The sequence below is a fragment of the Mesorhizobium sp. M0306 genome, from assembly GCF_040321655.1.
GTDB lineage: Bacteria > Pseudomonadota > Alphaproteobacteria > Rhizobiales > Rhizobiaceae > Mesorhizobium.
The window spans coordinates 56,481-73,121 of the sequence record NZ_JAMYRY010000010.1 but is presented as its reverse complement, the minus strand read 5'-3'; the positions used below and the strand labels follow the sequence as shown (position 1 = coordinate 73,121).

Annotated in this window: 15 protein-coding genes; 6 read left to right on the top strand and 9 right to left on the bottom strand. The window is 61.1% G+C overall.

Annotation, left to right across the window (positions count from 1 at the left end; translation table 11 throughout):
• Positions 1–16: 16 nt before the first annotated feature.
• Genes NKI95_RS16515 through wecB form a run of 3 tightly spaced genes read right to left on the bottom strand, consistent with a single transcriptional unit; the run spans position 17 to position 3,295 of the window.
• The gene (locus tag NKI95_RS16515; protein ID WP_352718066.1) at positions 17–820 is read right to left on the bottom strand and encodes a WecB/TagA/CpsF family glycosyltransferase; all 804 of its coding nucleotides are present in this window, start codon (positions 818–820) and stop codon (positions 17–19) included.
• Positions 817–2,148: a UDP-N-acetyl-D-mannosamine dehydrogenase gene (wecC, locus tag NKI95_RS16510; RefSeq protein ID WP_352718064.1), complete on the bottom strand. Its 1,332-nt coding sequence runs from the start codon at positions 2,146–2,148 to the stop codon at positions 817–819. The genes NKI95_RS16515 and wecC overlap by 4 nt, the downstream gene beginning before the upstream one ends.
• Positions 2,141–3,295 carry a non-hydrolyzing UDP-N-acetylglucosamine 2-epimerase gene (gene wecB / locus NKI95_RS16505; protein ID WP_352718062.1) on the bottom strand — a complete coding sequence of 385 codons (1,155 nt, stop codon included), beginning with the start codon at positions 3,293–3,295 and terminating at the stop codon, positions 2,141–2,143. Before wecB ends, wecC begins: the two co-directional genes overlap by 8 nt.
• A 336-nt stretch (positions 3,296–3,631) precedes the next feature.
• On the opposite strand from wecB, the gene NKI95_RS16500 reads away from it, so the two are divergent.
• Complete coding sequence (locus NKI95_RS16500; RefSeq protein WP_352718061.1) at positions 3,632–4,939, top strand: glucosamine inositolphosphorylceramide transferase family protein; 1,308 nt, start codon at positions 3,632–3,634, stop codon at positions 4,937–4,939.
• 29 nt (positions 4,940–4,968) lie between these two features.
• Here the strand turns inward: NKI95_RS16500 and NKI95_RS16495 are convergent, their stop codons facing one another.
• Positions 4,969–6,270 (bottom strand): VpsF family polysaccharide biosynthesis protein, encoded by a 1,302-nt coding sequence (locus NKI95_RS16495; RefSeq protein WP_352718060.1) that lies wholly within the window; start codon positions 6,268–6,270, stop codon positions 4,969–4,971.
• Positions 6,271–6,441: 171 nt separating this feature from the next.
• On the opposite strand from NKI95_RS16495, the gene NKI95_RS16490 reads away from it, so the two are divergent.
• Positions 6,442–7,992 carry a GumC family protein gene (locus NKI95_RS16490; protein ID WP_352718059.1) on the top strand — a complete coding sequence of 517 codons (1,551 nt, stop codon included), beginning with the start codon at positions 6,442–6,444 and terminating at the stop codon, positions 7,990–7,992.
• 8 nt (positions 7,993–8,000) lie between these two features.
• Positions 8,001–9,107 carry a glycosyltransferase gene (locus NKI95_RS16485; RefSeq protein WP_352718057.1) on the top strand — a complete coding sequence of 369 codons (1,107 nt, stop codon included), beginning with the start codon at positions 8,001–8,003 and terminating at the stop codon, positions 9,105–9,107.
• Positions 9,108–9,200: 93 nt separating this feature from the next.
• Here the strand turns inward: NKI95_RS16485 and NKI95_RS16480 are convergent, their stop codons facing one another.
• Positions 9,201–10,061, bottom strand: coding sequence for an alpha/beta hydrolase (locus NKI95_RS16480; RefSeq protein WP_352718056.1), 861 nt, complete (start codon positions 10,059–10,061; stop codon positions 9,201–9,203).
• A gap of 239 nt (positions 10,062–10,300) precedes the next feature.
• Here NKI95_RS16480 and minC point away from each other — a divergent pair, with 239 nt between their 5' ends.
• The 3 genes from minC to minE are packed head-to-tail and all read left to right on the top strand — an operon-like array spanning position 10,301 to position 12,124.
• Positions 10,301–11,020, top strand: coding sequence for a septum site-determining protein MinC (minC, locus tag NKI95_RS16475; protein WP_352718054.1), 720 nt, complete (start codon positions 10,301–10,303; stop codon positions 11,018–11,020).
• Between the two features lie 19 nt (positions 11,021–11,039).
• The gene (minD, locus tag NKI95_RS16470) at positions 11,040–11,855 is read left to right on the top strand and encodes a septum site-determining protein MinD (protein WP_254819515.1); all 816 of its coding nucleotides are present in this window, start codon (positions 11,040–11,042) and stop codon (positions 11,853–11,855) included.
• Positions 11,852–12,124, top strand: a complete 273-nt coding sequence (minE, locus tag NKI95_RS16465; protein ID WP_023677151.1) for a cell division topological specificity factor MinE — start codon at positions 11,852–11,854, stop codon at positions 12,122–12,124. The genes minD and minE overlap by 4 nt, the downstream gene beginning before the upstream one ends.
• Positions 12,125–12,305: 181 nt before the next feature.
• Here minE and NKI95_RS16460 read toward each other — a convergent pair whose 3' ends face one another.
• The 4 genes from NKI95_RS16460 to NKI95_RS16445 all read right to left on the bottom strand — a co-directional run bounded on the left by NKI95_RS16460 (position 12,306) and on the right by NKI95_RS16445 (position 16,593).
• On the bottom strand, positions 12,306–13,625 hold the full coding sequence (locus NKI95_RS16460; RefSeq protein WP_352718053.1) for an ABC transporter substrate-binding protein: 1,320 nt from the start codon (positions 13,623–13,625) through the stop codon (positions 12,306–12,308).
• Between the two features lie 94 nt (positions 13,626–13,719).
• Positions 13,720–14,568 (bottom strand): carbohydrate ABC transporter permease, encoded by an 849-nt coding sequence (locus NKI95_RS16455; RefSeq protein WP_352718051.1) that lies wholly within the window; start codon positions 14,566–14,568, stop codon positions 13,720–13,722.
• Positions 14,565–15,482, bottom strand: coding sequence for a carbohydrate ABC transporter permease (locus NKI95_RS16450; protein WP_502909178.1), 918 nt, complete (start codon positions 15,480–15,482; stop codon positions 14,565–14,567). The genes NKI95_RS16455 and NKI95_RS16450 overlap by 4 nt, the downstream gene beginning before the upstream one ends.
• A gap of 19 nt (positions 15,483–15,501) precedes the next feature.
• A complete protein-coding gene (locus tag NKI95_RS16445) occupies positions 15,502–16,593 on the bottom strand; it encodes an ABC transporter ATP-binding protein (protein WP_352718048.1) in 1,092 nt (363 codons plus the stop codon).
• Between the last annotated feature and the right edge of the window lie 48 nt (positions 16,594–16,641).

Sequence of the window (16,641 nt, the reverse complement as noted above, 5' to 3'; positions counted from 1 at the left end):
GTGGGTGAACGCGAACCTATAAACCGGCGTTTCGGCGCCAGCGACGCTCCCAGAACTCCCGGCACAGCAGCCCGGCATAGGCAGTGTTGGTGTCGTAGTAGCGGCGCCACAAGCGTCGCGGCTCCTGGACCACGCGGAACAGCCACTCCAGGCCCGCCGCTTGTATCAGCTTCGGCGCACGGGCAACCTTGCCGCCATAGACGTCGAAACTGCCGCCCACGCCCATCACGAAGCTTGAGGCGAGTTCATCGCGGTAGCGTTTGAGAAAGCGTTCCTTGCGCGGTGTCGGCATGGCCACCAGCAGGCAGTCGGCGTCCGAGGCGTTGATCGCCGCGACGATCCCGGCCTCGTCCTCCGGCTTGAAATAACCGTTGCGCATTCCCGCTATGCTGAGGCTCGGATGGTCTTTGGCAAGTCTCGCTACAACCGCGTCGAGAACGTGCTGTTCGGCCCCCAGCAGATACGGCCTGAATCCACGCTTCGCGCAGAGGCTCAGCAGATTGATCATGATGTCGACGCCCGCCACCCGCTCGGGCAGCGCGACGCCGCACAGACGGGCGCCCCAAAGCACGCCGATGCCGTCGACATTGACCACGTCCGCCCCTGCCACGTCCTCGCGCAGTTCGGCATTCTGGCGCATGGTCACCAGCTTGGCGACGTTCACGACCACATGATGCAGCGGCCGTCGCAGGGTCATCGCCTCGTCGGCGATGGCCAGCGTCTCTGCCATGGTCAGCGCATGGATAGGTGCGCCAAGGAACTCCCGGCGCCGTGACGCCAACAGGGAATGCTGCGCCCATGCCGGGGCGTGCGCGTTCATGCGGCCTGCTCCCTTGCAAGCGTCACTTGTGCTACCTCTGGTTTCTTGCCTTCGATGCGGGCGTCGGGCTTGCGTGCCTTGCGCCACGTCCACAGGCCCCTCGTATCGACGAGCTTCTTGTCCTTGAGCGCTTCGGGGTCGACCAGATTGAATTGCCGATGGTCGACCAGGAGGACGACGATATCGGACTTGTCGATGGCTGAAAGTGCGTCGGTGAACACGATGCCCCTGCCCTCGAGCTCATGCGGCAGCGCATTTGTGTTGGGTTCAGCCGCAATGATCTTCACATTGGGGATATCGGACAGAAGCTTCACCACCTCGACGGCCGGGCTCTCGCGCAAATCGTCGATGTTGGCTTTGAAGCTGAGACCAAGACAGGCGATCGTCTGTTTGCGGGAGGGGTCGAGCAAGGCCTCGATATCCCTGACCACCGACATGGGCCGCTCGGAATTGATCCGGCGTGCCGAAGCCATCAGCCGCGTGCTGTTGGGTGCGGCGTCGATGATAAAATAAGGATCGACCGCAATGCAGTGACCGCCAACGCCCGGGCTCGGCTGGAGGATGTTCACGCGAGGGTGCCGATTGGCGAGATCGATCACTTCCCATACATTGAGCGACAGGTCCTGACACACTGCGGCAAGCTCGTTGGCAAAGGCGATGTTGACGTCGCGGAACGCGTTCTCGGTCAGTTTCACCAACTCAGCACTTTCGGCCGTTGTCATGAACAGGTCGCCGGTGACGAAGGTCGAATAGAGTGCCGCGGTCCGTTCCGACGATTTGCGGGACAATCCGCCGATCGAGCGATCGTTGTTGATCAGCTCGGTCAGCACCTTTCCCGGCAGCACGCGCTCGGGCGAATAGGCAACCAGCACATCGGCGTCTTCGCCGTGCTCGACAGGAAATTTGAGATCGGGCCGCAACTCGGCAAGCAGCCCGGTCATGATACGCGTGGTTCCGACAGGCGATGTCGATTCCAACACCACAAGGTCTCCCCGCTTCAGCACCGGCGCGATGCTTCGTGCCGCCGCGAGCACGTAGGTCACGTCCGGCTTATGGTCGTGGGTCATCGGGGTCGGCACGGCGATGATATAGGCGTCCGCCGGCTGCGGCGTGCTGTAGGCCATGAGCTTGCCGTTAGCCACGACCTTCTGGATCAGGCCGTCAAGGTCCGGCTCGACGATGTGGATTTCGCCGCGGTTGACCTTCTCGACCACCGCCCCGTTGACATCGACGCCAATGACGTTGAGCCCGCGGCTGGCGAAAATGGCGCAGGTCGGCAGGCCGATATAGCCCATACCGATTACGGAAACGGTTTTGATTTCAGCCATGATGCAGCAGTTCCTCAACAATCCGGTTACTGGCCCGGCCATCGCCATATGGGTTGTGTCGTTCCGCCATGCCGCGATAGGCAGCCTGATCGTCGAGCAGGCGATTGGCGTTGAACAGGATTTTCTCGACATCGGTCCCGACAAGACGGGCGGTGCCGGCCACGATCCCCTCGGGTCGCTCGGTATTTTCGCGCATCACCAGCACCGGCTTGCCGAGCGAAGGCGCTTCTTCCTGCACGCCGCCGCTATCGGTAAGCACCAGATAGCTCTGCTTCTGCAGGTACAGAAACGGCAGATAATCCTGCGGCTCGACCAGATGGATGTTCGGCACGCCTTCCAGCTCTGCGTTGACCACCGAGCTCACATTGGGGTTTGGATGGACAGGGTAGACGATCTGCACGTCTCCGCGCGCCGCCAATCCCGTCAACGCCGTACAGATGCGCTGGATGCCGCCATCGAAATTCTCGCGGCGATGGCCGGTGACGAGGATCATTTTCTTGGAAGGGTCGAGGAAGGGGAAGCGGGCAGCGAGCTTCGCGTTCATCAGCCTGTCGGCATCGATCGCATTTGAAAAATGCAACAGCGTGTCGATCACCGTGTTGCCGGTCACGAAGATGGTGCTTTCGGCCTTTCCTTCGGCGATGAGATTGTCGCGCGCCTGAACGGTCGGCGCAAAATGCCAGGTGGCGATGTTGCCGGCAATCTTGCGGTTCAGTTCTTCAGGAAACGGCGAATTGATGTTGTGGCTGCGCAATCCTGCTTCGACATGAGCGACCGGGATACGCTTGTAGAAGGCAGCCAGAGCCGCGGCCATCGCCGTGGTGGTGTCGCCCTGTACCATGACGATATCGGGCTTCGCCTTGTCCAGCACCTCGGCCATGCCCAGGAGCACGCGCGAGGTCACGTCGAACAGCGACTGGCCGGGTTGCATGATGTTGAGATCGTGATGCACAGGCAGGCCGGTCAGCTCGACAACCTGGTCGACCATTTCACGATGCTGGGCGGTAATGCATATTTCGGTGATGAAGCCTGGATGAGCAAGGGCGGCACGCGCCACTGGAAAGCATTTGAGTGCCTCCGGCCTCGTGCCGAACACGATCAGCAGTTTCTGCCTGGACGGCAGTTTTGGACGTGAAAGGACGTTCATCGCTGATCCTGGTCGCCTGCAGCCCTCGGGACATGCCGACTATTGCCCGCAAGAGCCATAATAGCGCCGGACAGCGCCTTCGTGATCTCAATTCTTAATATATGATTAACAACCAAGGCCGCGTTCTCCTGGATTAACTCTTGTGAAAGGTTGGGCTGACAAGTAGTCTATGGTAATAGTCTTGAAAAAGAATATATTGGATTGACTAATATTTTAATCATCGGCCACGCCAACGCATCCCGGCGCTGGGAAAATGAGCTTCTGGCGCGGTTGAGTGCGGCTGGACATGCGGTTTCGAGTAGCCGCGCGCCGACGCCTGAACCCAATGCGCGCGGGATGGATAATGTGCTGGCGCTCGAGGGCCGGCGCTTCGGCCCCTCACTGGCAAGCCGTTCCGGGCCGTTGCCGTCCGGCGATACCAGCCCAGTCGATCTTATAGTCGATCTCACCGCGACCGCCGTACGACGGGGTACGCCTGTCCTGACGCTCGAATTTTGCGGCCACAGCAGCTTTGCCGCGGGCATGACCGAGATGCTGGCGAGCGGGCGGTTGCCCGAACTGACCGCGCGCCTCGACGGCGTTGCCGTCGCCAGGGCGCGGCCGATGATCAGCGACCGGTTGTGGCTTTCCCGAACCAGCAACGACCTGCTCGCCGGCACCATCTCCCTGATTGCCCAATGTGTCGCCCGCTTCTCCACGGGCAAACTTGCGCCGATTGCCGAGAGCCCGGCGCCGCCCCTGCAGAAAGGCGGATTTATCAGGCACTATCTGCCCTTTTTCGGCAGGGGATTGGTTGACCGCGCCGTGCAAAAACTGCGACGTGGTCGGCGCCCCTTCTATTGGCAGGTTGCTTACCGGCTGATCGACGGTCCAGGCGTCGCCGAAACCGGACAGCTGGATGGCAAGCCGTTCACCGTGCTTGCCGATGACGGGCAGCGATTCTACGCCGATCCGTTCGTTCTCGAGCGCGACGGCCGCCACTTTCTTTTTGTCGAGGAGTTCCCCTACGCCATCGGCCGCGGCGTGATTTCTGTCGCCGAACTTGGCACCGACGGCACTTTCGGCGTGCCGAAAATGGTGCTGGAGGAAGCGCATCACCTGTCATATCCGCAGGTGTTCGCTCACTCCGGCGAGATTTTCATGATCCCCGAAAGCGCTACGGCGCGAGAACTGGTGCTCTACCGTGCCGTGCAGTTTCCCGATCGCTGGGTACGCGATACGGTGCTGATGACGGACAGGGATTTCAACGACGCCACGCTGCTCGAATCCGACGGCCGCTTCTGGCTGTTGGGGACTGAGCGGTTCGGTCACGGCAGCGCGTCCGACACGATGGCCGTCTATTCCGCTCCGGCGCTGCGTGGGCCCTGGGCTGCGCACGCGCTCAATCCGGTCGCGGTCGACCACTCCGCCACTCGGCCGGGCGGCGCCTTTATCCGCCAGGGCGAAGCTTTGCTGCTGCCGGTGCAAAACGGCTCGAGAGCCTATGGCGGTGGCCTGGGCTTGATGCGACTGGATCGGCTTGATGATTTCGACGTCCGTTTCGAACTGCCCCAGCCAATCGATCCCGGGACGGCATGGGCTCGGTCCGGCATTCACACGCTCAACCGCGCGGGACGTGTCGAGGTCGTGGACAGCGCCGGCTGACCGGATTTGAGGCCCGTGCTTAACGGATCTCAGCCGGCTTCAGGTTGGAATGCAGCGACCGAAGACGTGCTCTCCGGCTGGTTTCTGTAGGGCTGGTTCCTGTAGGCAAGTAGCAACACCACGATGATCGTCATGTCCGGCGTTTTTGACGAAAGCGCGTTATTTGACAGCGCGGCAAGCAAGAACGTTATAGTGCCGATCCATGCCGGCAGCGGCGCCCCGCGCAGCAGCCGGAAGACGAACCAGAATATCAGCGCTATAAACAGCAGGGCTATGGGCAGGCCGAAGAGCAAGATAATTACCACCGGCGCGCTTTCGATGTAGGGAAGATGCAGCTTCTGCCGGACGATCGCCAGCAGGTCGTCAACGTTCATGCCGAACAGGATGTCGTTCCAGCTGACCAGTCCGAACACCTGGTAAATCGTCACCCGGGCCATGAAGTTTTCGTCGAAGATGGTGTTGCTGAACCGATTCAGCAGACCACCCGCAAACAGTACTGCCACGAGCACCGCGCCACCCGTGACGGTGAACATCAGTACGACAAATTTGGCCTGCCGCTCGTATTTGAGCGATAGGCCCGGCCAGGGCACGAACAGCAGCAGAATGAGGATTTCCGCCGTGGCGAGCATCAGCGCAGCGCGAGCGCCTGATGCAGCGCACCCGATGAACAACAGGAAGATCGCCATGACCCGCACCCAGATGCGCCAGTGCGTCAGCGGCACGAATCCGATGGTTGTGGCGCAGAGCGCGCCCAGTGCCAGCGGATGGGCCGACAGGCCAGTTGGCCTGAATTGCAGTTCGTTCAAGCCATAGGGCAACAACCGATGTTGAGTCACCGCCTCGATCGTGCCGATGACAGCGCTCAGGATCGCCATTCCAAGCACGACGTCTCCCAGCGCCCGCCGCACCTCTGCATTCAATGCCAGCATCAACAGGCCTGTGGCGCCGGCCACCAGATAGGTATCTATGATGAACCCGGAGGAGCCCGCACGGCCGGTAACGAACAGATAGGGCACCAGCACGAACATCAGCACCGAATAGCGGATCAGCGCCTTGAATATTCCAATTTCGTCGCCGTGCAGCAGAAACGGCCGGCTGAAAAGAACGATAGGAAGCAGCAGGATGATCGCATAGGTGCCGAAATGCAGCTTTTCGTAGAACGAGCCTCCCTGGGCCGTATAGTCGACGACCATGTTCATCACCTGCGGCGACACCGTAAAGCGAAGCAGGAGCGCGAACGCCGCGCATAGGAAAAACAGCAGCGACAGCGCGTTCTGACGGCGCGCTCGGCTGGATGATAATCGTTCCGAAGCGGCAGCGGGATAGCTCATGGCCCATCCAAATGGCGATATTCGAACGGCATTCTGGGCAACGAAATCCCTTCAACGTCCGCCGGACGGACGGGGTGTATGAACAGTAAAATGGGCCAACTTGGAAAATAAGATGTTAACGATGTTTCTATAGAGCAGGCCAAGCGTAATGATTTAACAAGGGTTGTCACCATGTCTGCCGGTTCCGGCACACCCCCTATCTCCGCGACGGCTTCCAATAACAGTGCATTCGAGCGTATCGCCAATGCACGGCGCAGGGCATTGCTGCAACAGCATGGCCTAGTCGCGGCGCTAAGCTCCGCGCCGGTGACGCCGCAACCTCCAGAGCCTGTCGCAACGGTGACCCTGGACAAGATCGGCGATTTCCTCGAGCTCGATTTTCGACGCCTGTTCGTCTGGCTACGGGCCGGCCTCGCCCTGGCGTTCATGCTGGCGGTAATCGGCGGCATTGTCGGCGGCGCCTATGCATTGCTGAGCAAGCAGCGTTACACCGTCACGACGGAGGTCCTCATCAACCCATCCAATTTGCAGGTTGTAGAAAACGACCTCTACTCACAACCGGGCCAGGTCGATAGCCAGCTGCTCAGCACGCGCAGCAAGCAGCGCATCCTGACCTCGGGCAACGTGCTTTCCCGTGTGGTGGACGAACTGAATCTGACTCACGATCCGGAATTTTTCGATCCGGACCGGGGCACATCCTCGTCGGGCGCTGTGGCGAAGCCCGACCCGAGGCTTATCGCCTTGAAGAACCTGGCGGACCGGGTAGACGCCACCGCGGACCCGACCTCGTTTGTCACAACCCTCTCGGTATCTGCGGAAACCACCGCCAAGGCGATCCTGATCTCGCAGGCCATAGTTAAAAACTTCCAGGAAGAACTGGCCAAGGCCGAAGCTGCCGGCGCCAGCCGTGCCGCGGCTGCCCTTGACAGCCGGCTTGGCCAACTCAAGAGCGACGTGCAAGCTGCCGAAGAGAAGGTCGAGAGCTACAGGCGCAGCCACAACCTGTCGTCCAGCAATGGCCAGCTCGTCAGTTCGCAGACGCTGACGCAGCTCAATGGCGAAATCGTCGATGCGCAATCGCGTGTCATCGCCGCGCAGGCAAGTTACGACGCCCTGGTTGCCTCCGGTATCAACGGAGCCAATCCCGACCCCACGGTTTCGGAAGCGCTCGCAGCGCTGCGCGACAGGTCAAACAGCCTGGGGCAGCAGATCGATTCACAGTCGATGACCTTCGGTCCGCGTCACCCGACGATTGTCAGGCTCAGGACGGAACTCGAGACCGTCAACTCGCAACTCCGGGCCGAGTTCTCCCGCACCGTCGGCACGGCAAAGGCCAGCCTGGACAAGGCTAGGGCCTCGTTGGCTTCTCTCAACGCCAGGATGAACGATCTGAAGAGCAATGTTTTCACCGACAGCGAGTCCGAAGTCGCCCTGCGTGAGCTTGAACGCGATGCCGCGTCCAAGAGAGCGGTCTATGAGAGCTTCCTGTCACGTGCGCGCCAAATCAGCGAGCGCGAGCAGATCGACACCACAAACGTACAGGTGATTTCGACCGCGGTGCCGCCACCAGGGCGCTCCTGGCCACCGCGCCCTGCCTTGGTGGCAGGCGCAGGAGCGTTCGCAGGCTTTGGCCTGGGCATGCTACTGGCCATCGGCATGGGCATCATCCGCGACATGCGCCGGCCGCCGAACCGATCAGGCCTTGCCGCCAGCCGAGCCTGAAGCAAGGCATGGTGAAGCGCATCGTTTTTCACATTGCCAGCCTGAGGGGCGGCGGCGCCGAGCGTGTCTTCGTCCTGATGGCAAATGAACTGGCGTCGCGTGGCCACGAGGTCACGCTTTTTACCTGGAACGCGGAAGGCCCTAACGCCGCGCTGCGCTCCGCTGCCGTGCATCTGGTCGACTTCGGCCTTCTCTTGCGCGGCGAGGGTTACGCCAAGTCAGCGACGCTGAAAGGCATCGTGCGAAGCGCAAATTTGTTCCGCCGCCTTGATCCTGATGCGGTCTATAGCGCCCCGGAATTCGCCAATCTGGTGATGGCGCTGTCACTCATGTTGGCCAGAAGCCGGGCAAAATTCTTTCCAAGCTTCCACGCCGCCGCCTCGCTGCCTGCCAGCGGCCTCGGCGCGAGGCTGGCGATCTGGCTTTACGCGCTGGTTGCAGCGCGTGCAACCAAAGCCATCGCCGTTTCGGCGGGTGTCGGCCGTGACATCATCGCGCGCGGCTTCCCCGAATCCAAGGTCGTCGTCATCAACAACCCGCTGCCGCCGGCTGAAGCACCGCAGGGGACTTCCTATGCCTGGCAGGCAGCGTTGGCGGCGATGGGCGATGGCCCGGTCATTGCCACCGCCGGGCGCCTGGTGCCGGTCAAGGACCACCGGACTTTGCTGCGGGCCTTCGCTGCCCTGCGCGCCGGCCGCCCTGCCCGGCTTGTCATCTTCGGCGAAGGTCCGCTGGCTGCCGAATTGCACGCCTATGCCGAGCAGATCGGCATTGGCCAGGACGTACTCTTTGCCGGCTACGTCAACGATCCCGCAGCCTGTTATGCCGCAGCCGATCTGTTCGTCCTTACATCCACCAGCGAAGGCTTTGGCAACGTCTTGGTCGAGGCCATGGCTGCTAGTGTCCCCGTAATCTCCACCGATGCTCCGCATGGCCCGCGCGAGATACTCGGTGACGGCCGTTTCGGCACCTTGGTGCCGGTCGGTGACGCCGCAGCCCTGACGGAGGCGATGGCCGAGATGCTGGACCACCCCACCCCTGCTGCCGTGCTGAAAAGCAGGGCGGCGGATTTCACAGTCGACAAGATTGGCGATCAGTACGAAACCTTGCTCTAGTTGTCGCGCACGGCAGCAGGGTCGCGGTTGGATGCGATCGACGTGGTCGGGCTTTGATTGCCGTAATCTCTTCACGGGCTGGGGCGCAACGATTCATCGTGAGGCGTTCCGTCGTTCCTTGAGTTGTTGGGCGAGGAAATCCTTGACCGAATCGAGAACCGCGTCCCGTTCATGAGATACGCCTGGCAGCAAATCGAAGCGCACGCGCGCACCCGCTGCCTCGAACGATCGACACAATGCCATGAGGCGTTCCGGCCGTGTTCGCCCCGCATCGTTAGCACCCGGCATCCAATGGGCGCTGCCTTGGACATGAGTGATTTCCCAAGTCTCCAGGTCGGCGTCGCCGACGATCATCTGGAAAGGCACTTTTGCCAGCGCTGTGGCATCGAAGGTGATGCAGAACTTCTCCGGCAGATCACGAATGCCCACCCACCAGTCACGCGTCGGATCGAGCAAGGTCACCGAGCCTGGCGCGCCGATTGAGGCCGCCCAGAGCCTGTCGGGATGCAGGATAGCAAAACGATGCGTGAAATGCCCGCCGCCGGAAAATCCGAACATGGCAAAGCGGCTCCAATCCTGACTGTATTTGGCGCTGACCTCCTCAACCATGGCGAGCAGCACCTGATCGTAGCGTATGTTGCCCTCGAGCATATATTTGTACCCGCTGCGGGCATCATCCCCGAGAACGCCGATTGGAAACAGCGGACACAAAACGGCGCAGCCGTTCCAGCGTCCGAACTCGGAAAACGCGTCGCGGAATCCAAGAAAAGAGGTGCGGCCGGTGCCATGGATGGCGACCATCAGATCGACTTTGGCCCCTTCCCCAACCGCGGGAGGCACATACAGGCAGTAGTGAAAGCGCGGGTCTAATTTGGAAGCAAAGATGGCCGTCCCGCCAAGATCATAGGTAGCACGACCGCGATCCGCGACCGACTTCTTGGCAATGGTAGTCAATTCGACGACTCCTTAGTAGGCTCGGCGTTCATGGCAATCGTATACCGGTCGGCCGACCTAGTGAACTGGAGACGCCTCCAGGCAGCCACGAGGAGAACCTCGTCGTGCATCGGAAGCAAGGCGCCGGCGGGGCGATCGGAGGCAAAAAGAATGCCTCCCCCAACGCCTCGGGAAGCCGCCATTAACTTTTCGTTAACCATGCCGGGCTAGCCTTAACCAATCAGTAAGGACTCGCCTCTGTGACCTGCGTCGCTCCCATCCAAAACAAGTCCATACGCTTTCGAGCGCGCTCGTTTGTAGCCTTCACCCTCACCCCTGAGGCCCCTTTAGGGGAATGGCTGCAAAGCCTCGATCACTGGACCGAAAACTCTCCCGGCTTCTTTGCCGGCCGTCCGGTCGTGCTCGATCTGACTATGCTCAAGCCCGAGGTGGGCGAGATGCGGGATCTGGTCTCCCAGCTCGCAGAGCGCGGGATTCGCATCTACGCGATCGAGGCCGATGGCAACGTTGCTCTCGACGCCGATCTGCCGCCGCTCCTCGTTGGCGCCAAGGAGGCCACCGCTGACGCGCTTTACGTGCAGCCGGACCCGAAGGCCGCCACTGAGGCCAAGACGGAAGAGCCGCAGGCGCCGAACTCATTGATGATCAAGGCACCGATCCGCTCCGGCCAGTCGATCTTTCATCCCGATGGCGATGTGGTCATTGTCGGCTCCGTCAGTTCCGGATCCGAGATCATCGCCGGAGGATCGATTCACGTCTACGGCACGCTGCGTGGACGTGCGTTCGCCGGCGCCACGGGAAATTCCGCGGCTCGCATCTTTTGCCGGAAAAACGAAGCCGAACTTCTGGCGGTGGACGGCTGGTACCGCACCGCCGAGGAGATGGACGCCTCCTCGCGAGGAAGGCCGGTACAGGCCTTTCTCGAGGACGGCGCACTTTGCGTCGCACCGCTCAACTAACAACATTGGAGGCACAAATATGGGCAAGGTAGTGGTTGTCACATCCGGCAAAGGGGGTGTCGGCAAGACGACCTCGACGGCCGCTCTCGGCGCCGCGGTCGCGAAAACCGGCAAGCGGGTGGCCCTCGTCGATTTCGACGTCGGCCTGCGCAACCTCGATCTGATCATGGGCGCCGAGCGGCGCGTTGTTTTCGATATCGTCAACGTCATTCAGGGAACCGCCAAGCTCTCGCAGGCGCTGATCCGTGACAAGCGACTCGAAACGCTGTTCTTGCTGCCGGCCTCGCAAACGCGCGACAAGGACGCTCTCACCGAGGAAGGCGTCGCCGATGTCATCGACAAGCTGCGCTCGGTTTTCGACTACGTCTTCTGCGACAGCCCCGCCGGCATAGAGCGGGGCGCGCAACTTGCCATGCGCTTTGCCGACGAGGCGGTAATCGTCACCAATCCGGAAGTGAGCTCGGTCCGCGATTCCGATCGCATCATCGGCCTGCTCGACTCCAGGACGATGAAAGCCGAGCAAGGTGAATCGATTGCCAAACACGTGCTCGTCACGCGCTACGATGCTGCGCGCGCCGCCCGCGGCGAGATGCTCAGCATCGATGACGTGCTCGAGATCCTGTCGACGCCCTTGCTGGGAATAATTCCCGAGAGCCAGGACGTGCTGCGCGCATCCAATGTGGGCGCGCCGGTTACGCTCAGCGAAAACACCAACCCCGCCGCACGCGCCTATATCGACGCGGCAAGAAGACTCGAGGGCGAGGACCTGCCGGTCATTCTGCCTTTCGAGCGGAGGGGCCTCCTCGACCGGCTGTTGGGAAGGAGGGCAGCATGAACCTGCTCGATATCTTCAAGCGCCGCGGCAGCGCGCCCGTGGCGCGCGAGCGCTTGCAACTGCTGTTGGCTTACGAGCGTCGAAGCCGCAACCAGCCCGATCTCGTCTCCGTGCTGCGCGAGGAGATCATGGCGGTGATCGCCCGGCATGTTCAGGTCGATCAGGATTTCCTGCAGGTGAGCATGGATCACGGCGAAACGACTTCGAGATTGGAGATCGACATCCAGATCCCCAACAAGGTCGCAATGCCCATGGCCGCGGCGTTCTAGCGGAATCCTTCAGTCAGGGCTTGCGTCGGCAGCTGCCGAGGTTGCGGCATGGTGGTTGGCGTGTTTGACCGGTCGCCACCGCCAAGTCGCGCAACTCGAGGATAATAACCACTGCCTCACCAAAACCCCGCGGCCGTTTCCAGCCGCGGGGCGCCTTGGGAGGGCCTTTCGAAACCCGTGGTCAGATGTTGGCGAGCAATTCGTTGACGCGACTTTCCATGTCGGCAAGGGCGGTGTCGACGTCCTTCTGGCCGCTGATTGCTGCACTCATCTCTTCGCCCATGATGTCCTGGATCGCAAACTGACGCTGTACGGCGGACGGCAGCGGCTTGCCGAGGTCGGCGACCGCAGAGATCGTGTTGCGATGCGGCAGGGCCTTGAAGGCGTCCGAGGTGATGACGGCCTTATAGGCCGGCAGGTGACCGGTGCGCGACCACTCAAAGTCGTTGTCGGCGAAGAACTTCAGGAATTTGCCGATCGCCGCGATCTGTTCAGGCGTGCGGTCTTTCTGCGAAACGGCCCAGGTGTGGCCGTCGGCATATTGCGCGTGGGCGCCGCCAAACAGCTGCGGATACGGATAGACCGCATAGCCGCCCTTATTGAGCGCCGTACCCTTGGTCTCGGACTGGGCGTTGTAATCGCCGACCACCCAGGTGCCGTTAAGGTGGACACCACCCTCGCCGGCAAGGAAGGCGTTGATCGAGCCGCCATAATCGAGATCCTTGGTGGTGTAGCCCTTCTCGAAGATCGCCTTGTACATCTCGACGACCTTCTTGGCTTCCGGCGTATTCAACTTCACATGCTTCGGATCCGCAAAGAAATCGGAATCCTGCTGGAAAAGATAAGTGTAGAGGTTGCGTGTGTAGAGTGCAGTCTCATTGGCCAGGTTCTGGACGAAATAAGGCTTGCCCGTCTTCTGCTTGAACTGTTCGGCCTGGGCGAGCAGTTCCTCGGGCGACTTTGGAAAAATCGGCGTGCCGTCGGCATTGACGAGGCCGGCTTGTTTGAAAAGATCCAGGTTGACGTGATAGAGCATCGTCCAGCTGTCGATCGGCAGGCCGTAGATCTTGCCGTCTTTGGTGGCGCCATTGCGCGCCGCGTCGGTGAAGGCGTCGGGTGTCACGCCGACCGACTTCAAGAGATCGTCGAGCGGCATCAACAGGCCCTTCGACTGATAATCCGACAGTACGGATTCATGGATCGTGACGATGTCCGGAGCGTCGCCTGAAGCGAACTGCGCGGTCAGCTGATCATAGCCGGGCCATTCCACGGTGGTGACGTTGACGTGGACATCGGGATTGTCGGCGTTGAACTTGTTGATCAGCGAGGTGATGATGCCGCATTCGCCAACGGCCTTGGTGGGATCGGTGTTGGTGCCGAAATCGGCATCGCAGGCGCCGAAAAAGCGCTGCACGCTCAGTTCCGTGGCCGCGAAGCTTGGAGCTGCGAGCATCATTGCGCCCGCAGAGACTGCGGCAAACAGCATTTTCTTCAGTTTCATATCAGTTCCTCCTACTGAGTTTCCGCCGCTCCACCCTGGATTGGCTTTCGTGCTTCAATTGCTGGGCATTCCCCCGGCCGTCAGGCAAACTTCGTTATCTCACCGCAGCGCCGGAGACCGCCGTGACGATGTATTTCTGGAAGAACAGGTAGACGATCAGGATCGGTGCACCGGCAAACACCGCCTGCGCCATCAGAAAGCCGATGCCTTCGGACTGGGCGAAGTTGGTCTGGGTCGAGGCCATGCCGACCGTCAGCGTGAACATGTCCTTCCTCGTCGCCGAAATCAGGGGCCAGAAGTAATCGTTCCAGGCGCCGAGAAAGGTGAAGATGCCGAGTGTCGCCTGCGCAGGCAGCGTGAGCGGCAGAAGCACCTTCCAGAAAATCCCGAGCCGGCTGGCGTTATCGAGCATGGCGGCTTCGTCCAGCTCCTTCGGGATGGCCTTGAAATATTGGGTCATCAGGAAGACGCCGAACGGAGCCGAAAGGGCCGGCAGGATGAGCCCTTGATAGGTGTTGTGGAACTTCAGCATGCTGAAAATCTGGTGACGGGCGACAAGCACGGCCTGTTCCGGGACCGCCAGGCCGAACAGCACGATCACGAACAGCACGTCTCGGCCGGGGAAATTCAGCCGTGCAAAGCCGTAGCCGGCGAGCGACGACAGGATCAACGTCCCGAGCGTCAATCCGCCCGAGACAATGATGCTGTTGCGCACCCAGATGAACACCGACGAGGTGCCGACGGTGTTGATGTAGTTCTTCAGCGTATAGGGCGCGTGAAACACCGAATTCGGATCGGCCATCAGCTCCGTATTGTTCTTGAGTGACAGGCCGATGACCCACAGAACCGGCGCGATCATGGCGATCGAAAGCAGGATGACCAGGGCCAATAACAAATGGTCGCCAAATGCCCGGCCCTTGATGGAAGCTGCTGGGGCGCTCATGCCTGATCTCCCCTGCTGCGTGTCACCAGGTACTGGGCCATGGCCGCGACCAGGATGAGGATGAACAGGATTTCCGATGCAGCGGCGCCCAGGCCGAGATCCCAGCGACGGAATGCGGTATCGTAGATGTAGAGCACGATCGGCTTGGTCAGGTTGTTCGGACCGCCGCGCGTCATCAGCCAGGCCTGGCCGAACAGCTGGAATTGAAGCACGATCTGGATGATGATCACCAGGATGAAGGTCCGCTTGATCGACGGCAGCGTGATCGAGCGTAGCGTCTGCCAACGATTGGCATTGTCCAGGGCTGCCGCCTCGTAAATATCCTGCGGAATCTGCTGGAGCGCCGAGAGAAAGAGCATCATCGGCAGGCCGATGCACCACCAGATGGTGGCAATGGCGATGCCGACCATGGCCAGATTGGGATCGGAAATGAAGGCCGGGGCCGTTGCGCCGAACCATCCGTAGATCGTCGACAACAGGCCGACATTCGGAATGAAGACGATGCGCCAGATCAGCGTGACGATGGTGACCGACAGCACCGAGGAGGAAAAGAACAGCGTCCGCAAAACCGCGGCAGTGCGCGTGCGGCGATTGAGGCAAAGCGCCAGGAAAAGGCCGATCAGCGCCAGCGTCGGCACCGTCAGAAGCACGAAGTAGAAGGTGTTCCAGATCGATTGCAGGAAGACCTTGTCGTGATACAGCCTGGCGTAATTGCCGAGACCGACAAAATTTCCGGACGAGAACGTGTCGGCCTTGTGGAAACTCAGCCACATCCCCCAGAGCAGCGGGAAGAGCAGCAGCGTGGTGAAGAAGAACAAGAATGGCGCAACGAAAATGACGTTTCGCCATTGCGGCGCATAGATGTCGGCGGTAGGGGCTCTGACGCCGACAGCAAGCGTCGCGGTCGGGGACATCGCCAGCCGGTCAGCCATCTCAGGCCTCCCTCGCATGCCAGGCGCGGCCGGTCTCGTTGAACAGATGCGATTTCTGGCCGTCGAAGGCGAGCCCGATTCTGTCGCCGACGGCGACGCGGCTGTTGCCGGCATCCGAGCCGACGATCTGCTGGCCATCACCCAGCCGCGCGTAGATCAGGGTGCGTTCGCCGAGCCGCTCGAGCACATCGACCACGCCGCCGGCATTGCCCTGTCCGGCGGCAACGATGCGCACGTCTTCCGAACGGATGCCGAAAGTGTAGTGGCCGTCGGTCAGTTGGCTGGAGGCGATCTCGGTCTGCACCGAGACGCCGTCCGCAAACCTGGCCGTGGCGTTCTCGCCGGATTTGTCGAGCGTCGCATCGACGAAGTTCATCGCCGGCGCGCCGACGAAACCCGCGACGAATTTGGTCGCCGGGCGCTCGTAGATCTCCATCGGGGTACCGATCTGGTCGATCTTGCGATTGTTCATGACGACGATGCGGTCGGCCAGCGTCATTGCCTCGACCTGGTCGTGGGTGACGAAGATCATCGTCGATTGCAGCCGCTGGTGAAGCTGGGCAAGCTCGATGCGGGTACGGGTGCGCAACGCCGCATCGAGATTGGAGAGCGGCTCGTCGAACAGAAAGGCCTTCGGCTCCTTGACGATCGCACGGCCGATGGCGACGCGCTGGCGCTGACCGCCGGAGAGCTGGCCCGGCTTGCGATCGAGCAGATGCGGCATTTCCAGGATGCGGGCGGCTTCGTTGATGCGCGCCTCGATGACCTTGCCTGGTACGCCGATATTCGCAAGCCCGAAGGCCATGTTGTCGCGCACCGTCATATGCGGATAAAGCGCATAGGACTGGAACACCATCGCAATGCCGCGCTTGCCCGGCGGCAAATGATCGATGCGCTCGTTGTTGATGGCAATCTCGCCGCTATCGACAGCTTCGAGCCCGGCGATCATTCGAAGAAGCGTCGATTTTCCGCAACCGGACGGCCCTAGGAACACGATGAATTCGCGTGCCCTTATGGAGAGCGACAGATGATCCAGCACCGTCATGGCACCGAACTGCTTGCTCACGTTCCTGATCTCGATATCGGCCGTCACGTCGACGCTCCTCCTCAGCGTTTGCGCTTTCTCGATGATCCGCCTGAA